This is a genomic window from Ramlibacter sp. P4_H7 (assembly GCF_056400765.1).
On record NZ_JBFUKP010000001.1, the window covers coordinates 308,325 to 324,567 of the forward strand.

Genomic DNA, 16,243 nt, shown 5'->3' on the forward strand with positions numbered 1-16,243 from the left:
TTCGCTGAAACGAATGAGCAGGGTGGTTTTTTGGCCCAGATCGATCGCGTCCTGCGCTCCAACATCAAGCTGCGCCACCTGCAACTGGTGGTGGCGCTCGACGAGTTCCGCCACCTGGGGCGCACGGCGGAATTCCTCTCGGTGACGCAGCCGGCCGTCTCCAAGATGCTCAGCGAAGTGGAGAACATGCTGGGCCTCGTGCTGTTCGAGCGGTCCACCCGCGGCAGCGTGCCCACCGCCAGCGGGCGCGCCATCGTGCGCTTCGCGCGTTCGGTGCTGGCGGAGTACGAGCGCACCCGCGAGGAGATCGCCTCGGTGGAGAGCGGCGCAGCCGGCCGCACGCGTGTGGGCTCCATGGTGGTGGCGCTGCCCACACTGCTCGGCCGCGCGGTGGAACACCTCAAGCAGCGCTCGGCCCAGGCCACGGTGCTGGTGGAAGAAGGCGACCTCACGCGGCTGCTGCCGAAGCTGCGTCTGGGTGAACTCGACGTGTTCGTCGGCCGGCTGGAGCCGGGCTATGCCGCGCCCGACCTCGTCACCGAGCCCCTGTTCAACGAGCCGATGGTGGCGGTGGTGGCGGCGGGCCATGCACTGGCCGACAAGGCGCGTCCCACCTGGGACGATCTCGCGCGGCTGCCTTGCGTGCTGCCGCCGCCCTGGGCCTCGCTGCGCGTGAAGCTGGAGCAGCAGTTCCACCGGCACGGCCTGCAGCCGCCCACGGACTTGGTGGAAACGGCGTCCTACCTGGCGCTCGCCACCTTCGTGCAAGGGCGTGGCGGCGCGGGGTTCCTCGCGCGTTCGGTGGCGCGCCATTTCGAGGACCAAGGCACCCTGCGCATCCTCAAGCTCGCGGTGCCGGTGGAGCTGCCGCCTGTGGGTCTGATCACGGTGCGCGGCCGGCCGCTGACCACCACCACCGAGCAGCTGATGGAATGCCTGCGCCAGTCGGCGCGCGAGGTGGAAGGCGTCAGTGCATCGCGTGCCGGCACTTCACCAGGATCCGCAGCACCTCGGCGACGCTCCACGCCTGCGCGACGCAGCCGCGGGGCGTGAACGGCTCCTGCGCGTCGAAGATCTCGCTGATCGAGCCGACGCAGGCCTCGCCCAGGTGGGCGGCGAATCCCTCGATCAGGTGTTCGACGCCGGCCTTGTCGTCCGGATTGACCTTCAGCCACGCGTCCGCGAACGGTCCCGCCAGCCAGCCCCACACCGTCCCCTGGTGGTACGCGGCGTCGCGCGCGCGCAGGTCGCCGTCGTAGGTCGGCTTGTAGTCGGGGTGGCCCGGCGCCAGCGAGCGCAGGCCCACGGGCGTGACCAGCAGCCGTTGCGCGACGTCCAGCACGCTGCGCCAGCGCTGGGGGTCCAGCACGGCGTGAGGCAGCGAGATCGAGAACACCATGTTCGGCCGGATCGCCGGATCGTCCCCGGCCTCGCCATCGACCACGTCGAACAGGCAGCCCGTCCTGGGATTCCAGAAACGCCGGTTGAAGTTCTCGTAGACACGCTGCGCGTGCTGCGCCATCTCGCCGGCCTTCTGCTGGTCGCCTTCCTCGCGCAGCCAGCGTTCCAGGAGGCGCAGCGCGTTGTAGAACAGGGCGTTGAGCTCCACCGCCTTGCCGCGCCGGGGCGTCACCACCCAGCCTTCCACCTTGGCGTCCATCCAGGTGAGCTGGTAACCGTCCGCCCCCTGTTTCAGCAGGCCGTCGCGCGGGTCCACGCCGATGTTGAAGCGCGTTCCGCGCAGATGGTGCTCGATGATGTCGGTGAGGACGGGGATGGCATGGCGCAGCGTCAGCCGGTCCCCCGTCGCCTGCACGTAGCGGTCCATCGCATGGAACAGCCAGAGCGTCGCATCGGCGGTGTGGTACAGGCCCTCGTTCTTGCCCTCGGGGAACATGTTGGGGATCAGCCCGTCCTTCACGTAGTGCAGGAAGGTGCGCAGGATGTACCCCGCCTCGGCGTGGCGCCCCGTCGTCAGCGTGAGCCCTTCGAGACTGATCATGGTGTCCCGGCCCCAGTCGGTGAACCAGTGGTAGCCGGCGATCACGGTGCGCGCCTGGTCCCCTTCGGCGAGCGCACGGGCCGAGTCCGCCTGCCGGCTGAAGGGCGCGATGATGAACTGGTCGGCGGCCAGCACCAGCTCCGCGGCGCGGCCGGTGCGCGCCACGGGGTCCGCCTGTTCGAGCAGCCGTTCGCGCCGGGCGTGCTCGGCCTGCAACGCCTGCTGCGGCGTGAGCGCATGGATGGTGTCCCAGCTCTCGGTCGACGCGACCAGCGTGCACTCTTCGCCGGGACGCAGCTCGGCGCGAAAGCGGCCGGGCGTCCAAACGCGCCCGCGCGCGGGGTAGCCGCGCGCTGCCTCGACGCGGTAGAAGAATTCCTCGAAGTTGCCGCCTTCCAGCACCAGCTGGGCATCGCGGCCGAGCAGCATCATGCGCAGGGGTGGCAGCTGCGCGTTGCTTTCGGAATGCACCTCGTACCGGCGCTCCATCACGTGCAGCCGGCAGGGCTCGCCGTAGTCCGCTTCGACCGGAAGCTCGTGGCCTCGGAAGTGCAGGTGCGGCCGCAGGATCAGGCGCACCCCATGGTCGCCGCCGGTGAGGCGGTAGTTGAGGTGCACCGTGTTCTGGCCGTAGGGCAGCACGATGCGCTTTTCGATCACCGCGTCCCCGACGTGGTAGGTCCACACGGGCAAGCCCATCTCCAGGCGGAATTCGGTGAGCACCTCCGGCAGTTCCAGCGCACGCCCGGGCCTTTCCTCTCCGGCCAGGCGGATCAGGTGGCGGTCGGGCAGGCGCACCCATTCCCCGAGATGGCTCAGCATCACGGTGCGCCCGATCGGGGTGGGCAGCGCCGCGATCAACAGGCCGTGGTAGCGGCGCGTGGCCACGCCGGCGATGGAGCCGGAGGCATAGCCGCCCAGTCCATTGGTCACCAGCCATTCGCGGGCGAGCAGGCGCTCCGGTTTTTCGTCGCGGCCCTTCCAGGGCAAGGTGTTCAGGATGGCTTCAGCCATCGGCGTCCTCCATGGGAGACGGAACGAGCACGGCCAGTGCATGCGCGGGCAGGCGCCAGCTGTGTTCTCCGTCGGGTTCGATCATTCCATCGCCGCCGTAGCGGGGGTTCTCGCTGTGCCACAGCAGCTTCCACCGGGTTCCGCTCGGCGGAGCCAACAAGGGTTCCGACATCGGCACCAGCGAGAGCGAGGCGCCCAGGTTCACGACCAGCAGGCGGTCGTCGCCGCCCTTGCCCAGGAAGCGCAGGAGGAAAGCCTCCGCGCCCAGGACCGCGCCATGCATGCGCTCGCGGTCCTGCGCGGCGAAGACCGGGTCCTCGCGCCGCAACGTGAGCAGGTCCTTGTGCAGGCGCACGACATGCGCATGGCGTTCGCGATCCCCGTGGTCCAGCTTGCATCGGCGGTAGGTTTCTTCATCGGCGGGCGAAGCGAGAAGCTTGCCACCTTCTTCGCTCGCGATGTTGGGGAACTGGGACATGAATGTGTGCCGACCCTTGCGGATCAGGCGGTCCAGCTCTTCCTCGTGGCGCGCGAAATAGAGGAAGGGCGCGCTCGCCGCGAACTCCTGGCCCTGGAACAGCAGCGGCGTGCCAGGCGTCAGCAACAGCAGCGCCGTGAGCGCGCGCAGCCGCCCGGACGTGGTCAGCTCATGCAGCCGCAAGCCGCGCGCGCTGTTGGCGACCTGGTCGTGGTTCTGCAGGAACTGGATGAACCGGTCCGCCGGCAGGTCCAACGCCGGCTGGCCGCGCCGCTTCTTCTGCCAGGCGTAGTACTGGCCCTGGTACAGGAAGCCCCATTTCAGTGCGGAGATCAGCTCCTGCGGCGTGCCGCGCGTCTCGCTGTAATAGGCCTCGGACTGGCCCGTGGCCGCGACCATCGCGCTGTGGTGGAAATCGTCGTTCCACAGTGCGTCGAGGCCCTGTCCGCCCTGCCCGGGCGGCCGCACCAGGTCCGCACGCTGCGGCTCGTTCTCGGCGATGAGGTAGATGCTGCGCGGCCCCGCCGCGGCGCGCGCGCGCTGCGCCAGTTCCGCCACGATGTGCACCGGGCTGGCGTCGAACAGGGACTGGGTCGCGTCCAGGCGCAGGCCGTCGAAATGGAATTCGTCGATCCAGTACGCGGCATTGCAGGCGAAGAACTCGCGCACCGGGCCGCTGTGCTCGCCGTCGAAATTGATCGCCTCGCCCCATTCGTTCTCGTAGCGCGTGCTGACGTAGCAGGGCGAGAAGCGGGAGAGGTAGTTCCCGCTGGGGCCGAAGTGGTTGTAGACGACGTCGAGGATCACGGCCAGCCCCACGGCATGCGCTGCGTCGACGAAATGGCGCAGCTCGTCCGGTGTGCCATAGAGATGCGTGGGCGCGTACAGGTTGACGCCGTCGTAACCCCAGCCGAACGGTCCGTCGAATTCATGCAGCGGCATCAGCTCCAGGACGGTGATGCCCAGGTCCTTCAGGAACACGAGGTGCTGCTCCGCGGCGGCGTAGGTGCCTTCTGGCGTGAAGGTCCCGATGTGCATCTCGTACAGCACCTGCCCACGTGGGCCCACGCCGCGCCAGTCCGTATCGGCCCACGGATAGGCGTCGGGCGCGACGACCTCGGAGGGTCCGTGCGGCCCTTCCGGCTGCCAGCGCGAGGCCGGGTCTGGAATCGCGTCGCCGCCGTCGAGCCGGAAGCGATAGCGCGTGCCCGGCCCGGCTTGGGGCACGAGCCCGGAGAAATAGCCCTGCTCTTCGGTTCGCAATGCAACCGTGTCGGGCGCGTCCGCACCTTCGAGCAGCACCTCCACGGCGGCGGCCGCCGGCGCCCACACGCGGAAGTGCGTCCCCTGCCCCGCCCGGTACTCCGCCCCGATGGGCAATCGCCTCGTCGTCGTGTTGTGCATCGCGCCAGTCCTGCCTCAGGTGCAGGACGATTCTGCAATGCGGCAGCGCGGCCATGGGGAGCGCGGGTGTCCGCGTACGCACGCAATGCATGCAGGACGGTTCGCGCAAGCACCATGCGCGGGAAATCACGCGCCTTGGCTGCTCACCACGCGCGGCATCATGGCGCACCGCAAGACAGGAGACCCGCTTGAAAGCTTCCCTTGGGCGATGCCGCCGGCGCGCCGTCGTCGCGCTGGCCTGTGCCCTCGCGTGGCCGCTCGCCGGCGCGCAGGGCTACCCCAACCGACCGATCCGCCTGCTGGTGGGCTATGCCGCCGGCGGCGGCGTCGACGCGATGGCACGCATGCTCGCGCAGCGCCTGCCCGCGGTGCTGGGGCAGCAGGTGGTGGTGGAAAACCGGGCGGGGGCATCGGGCCTGATCGCGGCCGACGGCGTGGCGCGTTCCGCGCCGGATGGCTACACGCTTCTGATGGGCGAAAGCGGCATGCTGATCACCGCCCAACTGCAGCCGCGCGCGAACTTCGATCCGCTGAAGGCCTTCACGCCGGTGGCGGGCACCTTCATCGCGCCGCTGATGATCGTGGTGAACAACAACCTGCCGGCCGCCGACCCGAAGCAACTGGTGGCGCTGCTGAAGGCGAACCCGGGCAAGTACGCGTACGCCACGTCCGGCGTCGGCACAGTGCACCACCTGGGCTTCGAGATGCTCAAGGCGCGCACCGGTGCCTTCGTCGTCCACATTCCCTACCGGGGTGCGGCGCAGATCCTGCCGGACGTGATCAGCGGGCAGGTGCCGATCGGGGTCGTCAGCGCGGCGGCGGGACTCGCGCAGGCGCGCGCGGGCAAGGTCCGGCCGATCGCGATGATGAGCACCGGCAAACTGGCCGGCGCCGAGAACGTGCCCGCCATGGCCGATGCCCTGCCCGGGTTCGACGTCGCGCCCCGGTTGATGCTGATGGCACCCGGGGGGACACCGCCGGCGGTGATCGAACGTCTCAACGAAGCCGTGCGCGGCGTGCTGGAGAGTCCCGATCTCGTGCAGGCGGCGGCGCAGCAAGGGGCGATCCCCTCTTATGTATCCGCGATTCAGCTTGCCGGAACCCTCGCCCAGGAGTCGACCGGCTGGGGACGGCTGATCACGGCGCAGAAGATCAACGCCGATTGAGTCCCGGAGGCTGGCGGCGCCAGGTCGACGCCACGGCGCTCAGTGGGACGCTTCGGGCCAGGGAGACGGGGCGGGAACGGAACTCTCTGCGGCACGCCGCTCGCGGCCGACGTCGCGCAGTGACGTGAAGAGGAACGTCCCCTGGTGCAGATCGACCCCTGCGTACCACTGGCAGTAGGCGGTGTCGCGGCTCGTCGCCCGCACCACCATCGGCGGACCACCGGCCCTCAGGCGGACCACGTCGCCTGCTTCGAATTGCTGGACTCTCACCAAAGCCATTATCGGGACGGTCGCCGACGGCGCGAACGCGTGCATTGCCACAGGGGAGGTAGGACGACGCCCACAGGGCGGGGTGCGCACGAAAGAAAGGGGCCATGCCTTTCGGCATGGCCCCTCGAGAGTGGTGCGGCTGGCAGGATTCGAACCCACGACCCCTTGGTTCGTAGCCAAGTACTCTATCCAACTGAGCTACAGCCGCGAAGCCGCGAATTATAGCAGCACTTGCGAGGGCCTTCCGGCACCCGGCTGCATGGGCCGGGGAGGTGCCGGCCAAGAAGACCCGGAGCTGCGGGTCGCGTCAGGCGAACTGGGCTTCCGCCTGCATGGTGAGCCAGCCTTCGTGGTCCTGCGCCCAGAGTTGCGCCCCACGGCCGTCCGCGGAGGGAACTCCGTTGAGCCGGAACGGGTGCAGGTCGAAGGTGGGCCGCACGGCACGGAAGCTGAAGCTGCGCAGTGCCGGGTCCGGACGCTGGCGTCGCGCCAGGTCGACCAGCAGCGTGGCAATGAGCGGCCCGTGCACGATGAGTCCCGGATAGCCTTCGACCTCGGTCACGTAGCGGCGGTCGTAGTGGATGCGGTGACCGTTGAAGGTGAGCGCGGAATAACGGAACAGCAGCACGTCGTCCGGCACGATCTCGCGCGACCACACGGCATCTGCCGGCGCGGCTTGCGGCGGCGGCGCCGGATCGCCCGGCTGGGCGGCCGCCCGGTACACGATGTCGTGCTCTTCGCTGAGCGCCATCCCTTCGGCGTTGCCCACCTCGTGGCGCACCAACACGAACACCAGATCGCCCGAGCGTCCCGACTTGTGCGACACCGACACGATGCGCGAGACGCGCTGGACCGGTTCGCCCACGCGCAGCGGCGCATGCCACTGCAGCCGCCCTCCGGCCCACATGCGACGCGGCAACGGCACCGGCGGCAGGAACCCGCCGCGCCTGGGATGGCCGTCTGGACCGATCTCGCTTTGTCGTGCGCTCGGGAGGAAGTACAGCCAGTGCCACAGGGGGGGCAGCTCGGTGCCCGCGGCCGGCGCCGGATCGTCCCGGTCCAGCGTGGCGGACATGTTGCGCACCGGCGCCGCGGTGATGGTGTCGTGCAGCGTCTCGCTGCGGCCCTCCCAGCCACGCAATTGCGCCAGGAGTTCGGGGGTGAGGGGGGTCGATGGCTCCATGCGGCGATTAGACCAGCCCCCGGCGGCGAGCGGCGCTTGCATATGATGCGCGCATGGCTGCGCGCTGGTACTTCGGCTGGAACATCGTGGCGGCGGCGGCCGTGCTCACCCTGCTTTCATCGGGCTTGCGGCTCAGCTTCGGGCCGTTCTTCCTGCCGATGGCGCAAGACCTGGGCTTCAGCCGCAGCCTGCTGTCGACGATCGTCGCGGTGGGCATGCTGGTCTATGGGCTGGCAATGCCGCTGGCCGGCCACCTGATCGCTCGCCTCGGCACCCGCTTCGTGCTGCTGGTCGGCACGGCCCTCGTCGTGGCGTCGGTGGCATGGACGGTGACCACGGCCAACGCAGTGGCCTTCCTGCTTTCCTTCGGCGCCCTGCTGTCGGTCGGCCTGGCGTTCACCAGCCCGGTGGCACTGACGCCGGTGATCAGCCAGTGGTTCACGCAGCGGCGCGGCATGGCGCTGTTCTTCCTGTCGACGGGATCGATGGCCGGGATCGCGGTGATGACCCCGGTCCTGACCTTTTCGATCGAGACCTTCGGCTGGCGCCCGACGCTGGTGGGCTTCGCCGTGGCCTTCCTGCTGTTCGCGCTGCCCGCCGCCCTGTTCGTGATGCGCGAAGACGCGCCGGAGCACACGGACCAGAGCCCCGAGGACTTTGCGGCGCTGCGCGCGCGCAGCGGCCCCGTGCCGCAAAGCCTGAGCTTGCGGGAGGCGATGCGCACCGCGCCGTTCTGGAAGATCTTCTTCGGCTTGTTCTGCTGCGGCTTCAGCATGAACCTGCTGGGCACCCACGGCATGCCGATGCTGATGGACCACGGATTCGACGCCTTCACCAGTTCCATGGGCATCGGCGTGATCGGCTTCGTGGCGATCGGCGGCACGCTGGTGCTGGGACGCTGGTCCGACCGCCTGCCGCGCCGGAACATCCTGGCGGCCATCTATTTCATCCGGGGGCTGGGCTTCTTCGCGCTGGTCGCGGTGGGCACGCACTGGGAGCTGTATGCGGCGGCCACGATCGGCGGGCTGGTGTGGGCCGGCAGCATCGCGCTGTCATCGGCCATCCTCGCCGATGTCTATGGCGTTCGCCTGGTCGGCGTGCTCTACGGAACGGCCTACGTCGGTCACCAGGTCGGCGGCATGCTCAGCTCCTGGCTGGGCGGCTGGGGCTACGAGCGTTTCGGGACCCATTGGCTCGCCTTCGGCATGGCCGGCGGGCTGCTGATCACCGCCGGCATCGTGGCGCTGCAGTTGCCGCGCAAGGGCTTCACGCTGATGGCAAAGGCAGGTTCGTGAAGCGCGCCATCGCCGCCGTCCTGCTGCTGGCCGCGACCGCTGCGCACGCGCAGGCAGGAGAGGAAGTGCCCTTCATCACTTCCCCCGACAACGTCACGCTGGAAATGCTGCGATTGGCGAAGGTCGGCCCCGGAGACCACGTGATCGACCTCGGCTCCGGCGACGGCCGCATCGTCATCCTGGCCGCCAAGCGCTTCGGCGCGACCGGACTGGGCGTCGACATCGATCCGCGGCTGGTCGAGGAGAGTCGGCGCCACGCGCGCGACGCAGGCGTGGCCGAGCGGGTGGAGTTCCGGGAACAGGACCTGTTCGAGACCGACCTGGGCAAGGCCACCGTGATCACCATGTACCTGCTGCCCGAGGTCAACCTTCAGCTGCGCCCGAAGCTGCAGGCGCTCAAGCCCGGCACGCGCATCGTGTCGCACGACTGGGATCTGGGTGACTGGAAACCCGACCAGACCAGCCTCGTGCCGGTGCCCGACAAGCAGGTGGGGCTGGAGAAGTCCAGCCGCGTGCATCTTTGGGTGGTGCCGCAGAGCGCCTGCGCCGGGAGCGTTGCCGAAGTGTCGGTGGACGCGAACCCCGCGGCCGGCACTGCGTGCAGGTGAGCGGCCAGCAACGCGGGGCAAACATGGAAGACGCAATTGCCGCGAAATACGTGCTGAAAAGGAATTCGTTGGTAGGCCGTGCTGGGCTCGAACCAGCGACCAAGGGATTATGAGTCCCCTGCTCTGACCAACTGAGCTAACGGCCCGCTTGCGGGCATTCTAGATCGGCGAGGTGTCGGCGCCCGATCGAGCGCGAGCCCTCTCGGTGCTCAGAAGAACTTTCCCAACCGCTTCAATCTGTTCTTCGTGTGGCGGGCCTCGTAGAGGCCATAAGCCCGGTTCTTCACGTTTCGCAACAGCGAGCTGCTCTTCAAAGCCGGAAACCTTCCCGCAAGGTTGGTGATCAGCCTGCGCACCCTGCCCATGGCCGTCCCCTGATGCCGAAAATCTTCCGCAGCAGAGGAGATGCCCCCGTTGGACGTCGGCACGCTGTCGAAACATTTCTCCCGGTCGATCTTCAAGCTGACGATGGACTCGAAGAACGTGATCGAATGGACGCTCTGCTTATACGGAAGGTCCGAGACCTTGACGGCGGGGAAGCGCGAGTTGATGTTGTCGATCAACTTCTTGGTCCACTCGATGAACGAGTATTTCGTCGGGTAGCCAAAGTCCCTGAAGTAACTCGTGTGCGTATCTTCAATGACCATCCGGCCACCGTCATTGATGTGGGGAATGCAGCAATGCACCGTGATGATCTGCTGCTCGAACGTGTGCCCGCCGTCATCCAGCACCAGATCGACAGGGCCCACGGCGTCGAAAAACGCGCTCCAGAAACCGGGTTCGCTCTGGTTGCCGATATGGATTTCAAAACCTTCCTTCTCCCACTTCTTGGCGAGCGGGTTGAAGTCCACGCCGATGATTCGAGCCCCGGGGCCGAAATAATCTCGCCACATGAACAGCGAGCCGCCGTTCAGCACCCCCACCTCCACGAACGTGATGGCGCGCCCCTTGTACCCGGCAAACAGTTCGGAATAGGCGTGGAAGTAGGAGGAGTGCTTGATCGACAGGTAGGGTGATCGCTTGTAGCTCTCATAAACGTCCACGCCGCCAAGCTTCTGTTCTTGAAGGGCGGCTTGTGGAGCTGCACCGTCGTTTGACATCTCGTTTTGCCTTTTCTTGTCGCTCGTCACGTGCACAAAATCGCAATCGAAGAGGCTGGGCGGACTCAGTGACCAACGTTTCCGACGCTCGCTGCCTGGCGGCCTTCCGCCGCCTTCTTCATTCCTCGCCAGGCAGCGCGTTGCGCGGCCCCCCGAGCGCGGCCTGGCCGCCGCTCACTTGTGGCTCAACGCGTTGGTGACGAGGCGGGAAGTGATGTCCACGATCTGGATCATGCGGTCATAGGCCATGCGGGTCGGACCGATGACGCCCAAGGTTCCGACCACCTGGCCATCCACTTCGTAGGGCGCGCTCACGACCGACAGCTCTTCGAAGGGCACGGTGTGGCTCTCGCCGCCGATGAAGATGCGCACGCCTTCGGCCTGGCTGGAGACGTCCAGCAGGCGCATCAGCTGGGTCTTCTGCTCGAACAGCTCGAAGGCATGCCGCAGGTGGGTCATGTCGCTGGCGAAATCGCTCACCGCCAGCAGGTTGCGCTCGCCGGAGATCACCACCTCCTCCTGGTCCTGCTCGAGCGCCTCGGAACTCGCCTCCACGGCCGTCTGCATCAGCGTGACGATCTCGCCGCGCAGCTGCTCCACCTCGCCCTTCAGGCGCTCGCGAACCTGCTCGATGGCCATGCCCGCATAATTGGCGTTGAGGTAGTTCGCGGCTTCGGCCAGTTGCGACTGCGTGTAGTCCGCCGCCGTGTGCACCACCCGGTTCTGCACGTCGCCCTCCGGCGAGACGATGATGACCAGGAAGCGGCGCTCCGACAACCTCAGGAATTCGATGTGGCGGAACACGGAGCTGCGCCGCGGTGCGACCACGACCCCCACGAACTGGGACATGTTGGACAGCATCTGCGCCGCGTGGGCGATCACCTTCTGCGGCTGGTCGGGCGGCAGCGACACCGGCGGGCCCAGCTCGTCGCGCCGCACCGTCAGCATGGTGTCCACGAACAGGCGATAGCCGCGCGCCGTCGGGATGCGGCCGGCCGAGGTATGGGGACTGGCGACCAGGCCGAGTTCCTCCAGGTCCGACATGACGTTGCGGATCGTCGCGGGCGAAAGCTCCAGCCCCGAGGCGCGCGACAAGGTGCGCGACCCCACGGGTTGCCCCTCGGCGATGTAGCGCTCGATCAGGGCTTTCAGCAACACCTTCGCGCGGTCGTCGAGCTTCATGGGGAGGAGGTGGAGTGCCGCAGCAATTTTAATGATGTAATTTGCCGATGAAATCGATCTTCCGGCAGGTCGCCCTGATCGGCAAGTACCACGCCGCGGTTGCACCCGCGCTGGCTGCCTCGATGCGGGTCGCGCTGGAGGACATTGCCCAATTCCTCACGTCCCAGGGCTGCGAGGTGGTGGTCGAGCGCGACACAGCCGTCATGACCGGACTTGCAGGGTATCCCACCTTGGACGTTGCGGGCATTGGCGGGACGTGCGACCTGGGCCTGGTCGTGGGCGGCGACGGCACCATGCTCGGAATCGGGCGCCAGCTGGCGAAGTTCGGGGTTCCCCTGATCGGCATCAACCAGGGGCGGCTGGGCTTCATCACCGACATCCCGCTGGACAAGTACCGCACCGTGCTGCCGCCCATGCTGGCCGGCGAACACGAGGAAGACCGCCGTACGCTGATGCACGCGAAGGTCACCCGGGATGGGCACACGGTCTTCGACGCGCTGGCCATGAACGACGTCGTGGTCAATCGCGGCGCCACCTCGGGCATGGTCGAACTGAAGGTGGAGATCGACGGCCACTTCGTGGCCAACCAGCGCGCGGATGGCCTGATCGTTGCATCCCCCACCGGCTCCACGGCGTACGCACTGTCCGCGGGCGGGCCGCTGCTGCACCCCTCGATTCCCGGCTGGGTGCTGGTGCCGATCGCGCCGCACACCCTGTCCAACCGGCCCATCGTGCTGCCCGACGCCGTGGAGATCGCGATCGAGCTGGTTTCGGGGCGCGATGCCAGCGCCAATTTCGACATGCAGTCACTGGCATCACTGCTGCATGGTGACCGGATCACCGTTCGCCGCTCGGAGCACAGCGTACGATTCCTGCACCCCCGCGGGTGGACCTACTTCGACACCCTGCGGAAAAAGCTCCACTGGAACGAAGGCAACGTGTAGCCATGAGCCTCAAACGGATGGCCCTGCGCGATTTCGTCATCGTGCGCGAGCTCGAGCTCGAGCTCGCCGATGGTTTTTCCGTCCTCACCGGCGAGACCGGTGCGGGCAAGTCCATCCTGGTCGATGCCCTGCAGCTGGCGCTGGGCGCGCGCGCCGAGGCCACGGTGGTGCGCGAAGGCGCGGCCCGCGCCGAGATCAGTGCCGAATTCGAGTCGCCGGCCGCGCTGGTGCCCTGGCTCGAGGAGGCGGGCTTCGAACCCGGCGACGCGCTGCTGCTGCGCCGGACTGTCGACAACCAGGGCAAGAGCCGCGCCTGGATCAATGGCAGCGCCGCCACGGCGACGCAATTGCGCGAACTGGGCGACCACCTGGTCGACATCCACGGCCAGCACGCCTGGCAGAGCCTCACGCGGCCAGCCTCTGTGCGGTCCCTTCTCGATGGCTATGCCGGGATCGGGACGGACAAGCTGCAGCAGCTGTGGAATGGATGGCGCGCGGCACAGAAGGCGTTGGCCGACGCCCGCAGCGCGCAAGACACATTGCAGCGCGAACGCGAGCGCCTGGCCTGGCAGATCGGCGAGCTCGACAAGCTTGCGCCCGGCGCGGACGAGTGGGAGGGACTCAACGCCAGCCACACCCGCCTGTCCCACGCGCAAGCGCTGCTCGATGCCGCCAACACCGCGCAGCAGCTGCTGGACGGGGAAGAAGGTGGCGCGCGGCAAGGGCTTGCACAGGCTGTCGATGCGCTGCGGAACCAGGCACACCTGGAGCCCCAGTTCCGTGAGATCGGCGAAGTGCTGGCCTCCAGCCTCGCGCAGATGGAGGACGCCGCGCATTCGCTGCAGGCCTACCTGCGCAAGACCGACCTCGATCCCCGGCGCCTGGGCGAACTGGACGTACGCATGTCGTCCTGGCTGTCGCTGGCCCGCCGCTACAAGCGCCAGCCTGCGGAGCTGCCGATCCTGCTCGCATCCTGGAAAGAGGAGTTGCACAAGCTGGATGCCGCCGCAGACCTGGCCTCCCTCGAAGCCGCGGAGAAGAAGGAGCTCGATGGCTTTCTCGCGGAGGCGCGCGCCGTTTCGAAGGCCCGCGGCAAGGCCGCTCCCCAGTTGTCCAAGGCCGTGACGCAGGCGATGCAGGGCCTGGGCATGCAGGGCGGCCGTTTCGAGGTCGCGCTGGAGAAGATGGAGCAGCCCTCGGCCTCCGGACTCGAGGAAGTGGCCTTCCTGGTCGCTGGCCACGCGGGCAGCACGCCCCGGCCGGTCGGCAAGGTCGCGTCGGGCGGCGAGCTCTCTCGCATCGCCCTGGCCATCGCGGTCACCACCAGCCGGCTGGGGGAGGCGCAGACGCTGATCTTCGACGAAGTGGATGCCGGTGTCGGCGGCGCCGTGGCCGAGACCGTGGGCCGCCTCATGAAGCAGCTGGGCCGTGACCGGCAGGTGCTCGCGGTGACGCACCTGCCGCAGGTGGCAGCGTGCGCCGACCATCATTTGGTGGTCGCCAAGCAGGCCCGTGCAGGCGGCGTGGCAAGCAGCGTGGCTCCGGTGGAAGGCGAACAGCGCGTGGCGGAAGTCGCGCGCATGCTGGGCGGCGAACGCCTCTCGGGCACCACGCTGGCCCACGCCAAGGAAATGCTCGGCGACGCCGCCGCGGCGCGGAGCTAGGGACGCCATGTCGCTCGAGCTCGTCCTCATCACCGGGATGTCCGGCTCGGGCAAGTCGGTGGCGCTGCGCGCGCTGGAGGATGCAGGCTACTTCTGCGTCGACAACCTTCCGCCCGAACTGCTGCTGCAATTCGTGGAGCTGGAGGAGCGGAACATGCACCGGCGGGTGGCGATCGCCATGGACGTGCGCGCGGCCGCGTCCCTGCCGCAGGTTCCGGCGCACCTCCAGGAACTCGTCCAGCTCGGCCACGCGGTACGCCCCTTGTTCCTCGACGCAAGCACCGACACGCTGGTGCGGCGGTTCTCGGAGACGCGCCGCCGCCATCCGCTGTCAAAGGCCGCGATGGCGGTGGACGGCGACCAGCATCGGGCGGTGGTGGAGGCGATCGAGCTGGAGCGCGAACTGCTCGCGGAGTTGCGGGAACACGCGCACGTAGTGGACACGAGCGTGCTGCGCGCGGCGCAGCTGCAGGAATACGTCAAGTCCCTGCTGTCGGCGCCGCTGGCACAGCTGACCCTCGTGTTCCAGTCCTTCTCGTACAAGCGCGGCATCCCGGTCGACGCCGACTACGTGTTCGACGTGCGCATGCTGCCCAATCCGCACTACGAGCCGGAACTGCGTGCGCTCACGGGCCTGGATGCGCCGGTGGTCGAGTATCTGAGCCAGAGCGAGGAAGTCGAGGACATGTACGCGGACATCTGCGCGTTCCTCGACCACTGGCTCGAGGCGCTCGCACGCAACCAGCGCAGCTACGTGACCGTGGCGATCGGCTGCACCGGCGGTCAGCATCGCTCGGTCTACCTGGTGGAACGGCTTGCCGAGGAATTCGGCCAGCGCTGGGCGACGCTCAAGCGCCACCGCGAGATCGACGCCGCCTAGGCGCTCTCCAGCAGCTTGCGCACCGGCGCGGGCAGCCCCAACGCGGGCCATTCGCGAGCGCCGAACCATCCCCCGTCGCCGGCCCGCCAGCCTGCGGGCAGCACGGCTTCGATGGGGTGCAGGTGCAGGTCCTTGTGCGTGAGCACATGGACGAATGGCTCGACCTCGCGCAGCTCAGGCAATGCCGACTTCGGGAGCGCATCCTCCAGCGCGTCGCGGCTGGCGAACATCGGCAGGCAATAAAGTCCCGCCCACACTCCCGGCGTCGGCCGCTTCTGCAGCCATACGGCGCCATCGCCGCCTTGCGCATGAAGCAGCCACAGCGACTCCGAGGTGCGCTTGAGCTTGCGGGTCTTCACCGGGTAGTCCTCGGGCCGTCCTGCCTTCGCGGCGGCACACTGAGCCCGCACCGGGCACAGCAGGCAGCTGGGATTGCGGGGCAGGCAGACCGTGGCCCCCAGGTCCATCAGGCCCTGCGTGTAGCGCGGCATGATCTCCTGCGGATCCTGGACGGGCAGCAGGGCGCGGGCATGCGCCCACAGCGCCTTCTCGTTCCTGGCCAGGCTCAGGTCTTCGCCATATCCGAGCACACGCGTGAGCACCCTCTTGACGTTGCCGTCCAGGATCGCGGCCCGTTCCCCAAAGCAGAAGGAAGAGATCGCCGCGGCTGTCGAGGGGCCGATGCCCGGCAGCGTCGCCAGCACGACTGCCGTGCGCGGAAAGTCCCCTCCGTGCAGGTTCACGACGTCCTGCGCGCACAGGTGCAGGTTGCGCGCGCGGCTGTAGTAGCCGAGGCCGCTCCACAGCGCCAGCACGTCGTCCAGCGAGGCCTGCGCGAGGCGACGGACATCTGGGAAGCGGGAGAGAAAGCGCTCGTAGTAGCCCAGCACGGCCGCGACCTGCGTCTGTTGCAGCATGATTTCCGACAGCCAGACCCGGTAGGGATCGCGCGTGTTCTGCCAGGGAAGCGTGTGGCGGCCGTGGCTGCGCTGCCAGTGCACGACGTTCGCCGCAAAGCCGTCCGGCAGCGGGATAAACGAAGAAGTATCGGGG

The 16,243-nt window shown here is 68.1% G+C and carries 14 protein-coding genes and 2 tRNA genes; 7 read left to right on the forward strand and 9 right to left on the reverse strand.

The annotated features are described in order from the left end of the window. The first annotated feature begins 30 nt into the window (after nt 1-30). Nucleotides 31-1,053 (forward strand): LysR substrate-binding domain-containing protein, encoded by a 1,023-nt coding sequence (locus AC1DSA_RS01550; RefSeq protein ID WP_477885349.1) that lies wholly within the window; start codon nt 31-33, stop codon nt 1,051-1,053. Here the strand turns inward: AC1DSA_RS01550 and AC1DSA_RS01555 are convergent. Next, a complete protein-coding gene (locus AC1DSA_RS01555) occupies nt 968-3,016 on the reverse strand; it encodes an amylo-alpha-1,6-glucosidase (RefSeq protein ID WP_477885351.1) in 2,049 nt (682 codons plus the stop codon). The two genes, AC1DSA_RS01550 and AC1DSA_RS01555, sit on opposite strands and share 86 nt — an antisense overlap. Beyond that, a complete protein-coding gene (treZ, locus tag AC1DSA_RS01560; protein ID WP_477885353.1) occupies nt 3,009-4,898 on the reverse strand; it encodes a malto-oligosyltrehalose trehalohydrolase in 1,890 nt (629 codons plus the stop codon). The genes AC1DSA_RS01555 and treZ overlap by 8 nt, the downstream gene beginning before the upstream one ends. A gap of 188 nt (nt 4,899-5,086) precedes the next feature. Between treZ and AC1DSA_RS01565 the strand changes: the two genes are divergently transcribed. Then, entirely contained in the window at nt 5,087-6,064 is a 978-nt protein-coding gene (locus AC1DSA_RS01565) for a Bug family tripartite tricarboxylate transporter substrate binding protein (RefSeq protein ID WP_477885355.1), read from the forward strand. Nucleotides 6,065-6,103: 39 nt separating this feature from the next. Here AC1DSA_RS01565 and AC1DSA_RS01570 read toward each other — a convergent pair whose 3' ends face one another. The 3 genes from AC1DSA_RS01570 to AC1DSA_RS01580 form a co-directional block, all read right to left on the reverse strand. Continuing rightward, on the reverse strand, nt 6,104-6,334 hold the full coding sequence (locus AC1DSA_RS01570; protein ID WP_477885357.1) for a YodC family protein: 231 nt from the start codon (nt 6,332-6,334) through the stop codon (nt 6,104-6,106). Between the two features lie 131 nt (nt 6,335-6,465). Next, a tRNA-Arg gene (locus tag AC1DSA_RS01575) sits at nt 6,466-6,542 on the reverse strand. Nucleotides 6,543-6,641: 99 nt separating this feature from the next. Continuing rightward, nucleotides 6,642-7,517: an HTD2 family dehydratase gene (locus AC1DSA_RS01580; RefSeq protein ID WP_477885359.1), complete on the reverse strand. Its 876-nt coding sequence runs from the start codon at nt 7,515-7,517 to the stop codon at nt 6,642-6,644. 53 nt (nt 7,518-7,570) lie between these two features. On the opposite strand from AC1DSA_RS01580, the gene AC1DSA_RS01585 reads away from it, so the two are divergent. Together AC1DSA_RS01585 and AC1DSA_RS01590 are read left to right on the forward strand one after the other, a co-directional pair. After that, complete coding sequence (locus AC1DSA_RS01585) at nt 7,571-8,812, forward strand: MFS transporter (protein ID WP_477885361.1); 1,242 nt, start codon at nt 7,571-7,573, stop codon at nt 8,810-8,812. Further along, nucleotides 8,809-9,420, forward strand: coding sequence for an SAM-dependent methyltransferase (locus tag AC1DSA_RS01590; RefSeq protein ID WP_477885363.1), 612 nt, complete (start codon nt 8,809-8,811; stop codon nt 9,418-9,420). The genes AC1DSA_RS01585 and AC1DSA_RS01590 overlap by 4 nt, the downstream gene beginning before the upstream one ends. Before the next feature lie 69 nt (nt 9,421-9,489). Here the strand turns inward: AC1DSA_RS01590 and AC1DSA_RS01595 are convergent. The 3 genes from AC1DSA_RS01595 to hrcA form a co-directional block, all read right to left on the reverse strand. Further along, nucleotides 9,490-9,566 (reverse strand) — tRNA-Ile (locus AC1DSA_RS01595). A gap of 63 nt (nt 9,567-9,629) precedes the next feature. After that, nucleotides 9,630-10,550, reverse strand: a complete 921-nt coding sequence (locus AC1DSA_RS01600) for a class I SAM-dependent methyltransferase (RefSeq protein ID WP_477885365.1) — start codon at nt 10,548-10,550, stop codon at nt 9,630-9,632. A 144-nt stretch (nt 10,551-10,694) separates the two neighbouring features. Next, nucleotides 10,695-11,702: a heat-inducible transcriptional repressor HrcA gene (gene hrcA, locus AC1DSA_RS01605; protein ID WP_477885367.1), complete on the reverse strand. Its 1,008-nt coding sequence runs from the start codon at nt 11,700-11,702 to the stop codon at nt 10,695-10,697. 47 nt (nt 11,703-11,749) lie between these two features. Here hrcA and AC1DSA_RS01610 point away from each other — a divergent pair, with 47 nt between their 5' ends. Genes AC1DSA_RS01610 through rapZ form a run of 3 tightly spaced genes read left to right on the forward strand, consistent with a single transcriptional unit; the run spans nt 11,750 to nt 15,190 of the window. Continuing rightward, nucleotides 11,750-12,646 carry an NAD kinase gene (locus AC1DSA_RS01610; protein WP_477885369.1) on the forward strand — a complete coding sequence of 299 codons (897 nt, stop codon included), beginning with the start codon at nt 11,750-11,752 and terminating at the stop codon, nt 12,644-12,646. Between the two features lie 2 nt (nt 12,647-12,648). Then, nucleotides 12,649-14,310, forward strand: a complete 1,662-nt coding sequence (gene recN / locus AC1DSA_RS01615) for a DNA repair protein RecN (RefSeq protein ID WP_477885371.1) — start codon at nt 12,649-12,651, stop codon at nt 14,308-14,310. A gap of 7 nt (nt 14,311-14,317) precedes the next feature. Then, nucleotides 14,318-15,190, forward strand: a complete 873-nt coding sequence (gene rapZ, locus AC1DSA_RS01620) for an RNase adapter RapZ (RefSeq protein WP_477885373.1) — start codon at nt 14,318-14,320, stop codon at nt 15,188-15,190. Here the strand turns inward: rapZ and mutY are convergent. Continuing rightward, nucleotides 15,187-16,218 carry an A/G-specific adenine glycosylase gene (gene mutY / locus AC1DSA_RS01625; RefSeq protein WP_477885954.1) on the reverse strand — a complete coding sequence of 344 codons (1,032 nt, stop codon included), beginning with the start codon at nt 16,216-16,218 and terminating at the stop codon, nt 15,187-15,189. The genes rapZ and mutY overlap by 4 nt on opposite strands. Between the last annotated feature and the right edge of the window lie 25 nt (nt 16,219-16,243).

Bases quoted from the DNA above. Each gene is read 5' to 3' on its own strand.
- AC1DSA_RS01555 (WP_477885351.1), bottom strand. From the start codon at position 3,016: ATGGCTGAAGCCATCCTGAACACCTTGCCCTGGAAGGGCCGCGACGAA.
- treZ (WP_477885353.1), bottom strand. From the start codon at position 4,898: ATGCACAACACGACGACGAGGCGATTGCCCATCGGGGCGGAGTACCGG.
- AC1DSA_RS01580 (WP_477885359.1), bottom strand. From the start codon at position 7,517: ATGGAGCCATCGACCCCCCTCACCCCCGAACTCCTGGCGCAATTGCGT.
- AC1DSA_RS01585 (WP_477885361.1), top strand. From the start codon at position 7,571: ATGGCTGCGCGCTGGTACTTCGGCTGGAACATCGTGGCGGCGGCGGCC.
- hrcA (WP_477885367.1), bottom strand. From the start codon at position 11,702: ATGAAGCTCGACGACCGCGCGAAGGTGTTGCTGAAAGCCCTGATCGAG.
- AC1DSA_RS01610 (WP_477885369.1), top strand. From the start codon at position 11,750: ATGAAATCGATCTTCCGGCAGGTCGCCCTGATCGGCAAGTACCACGCC.
- recN (WP_477885371.1), top strand. From the start codon at position 12,649: ATGAGCCTCAAACGGATGGCCCTGCGCGATTTCGTCATCGTGCGCGAG.
- rapZ (WP_477885373.1), top strand. From the start codon at position 14,318: ATGTCGCTCGAGCTCGTCCTCATCACCGGGATGTCCGGCTCGGGCAAG.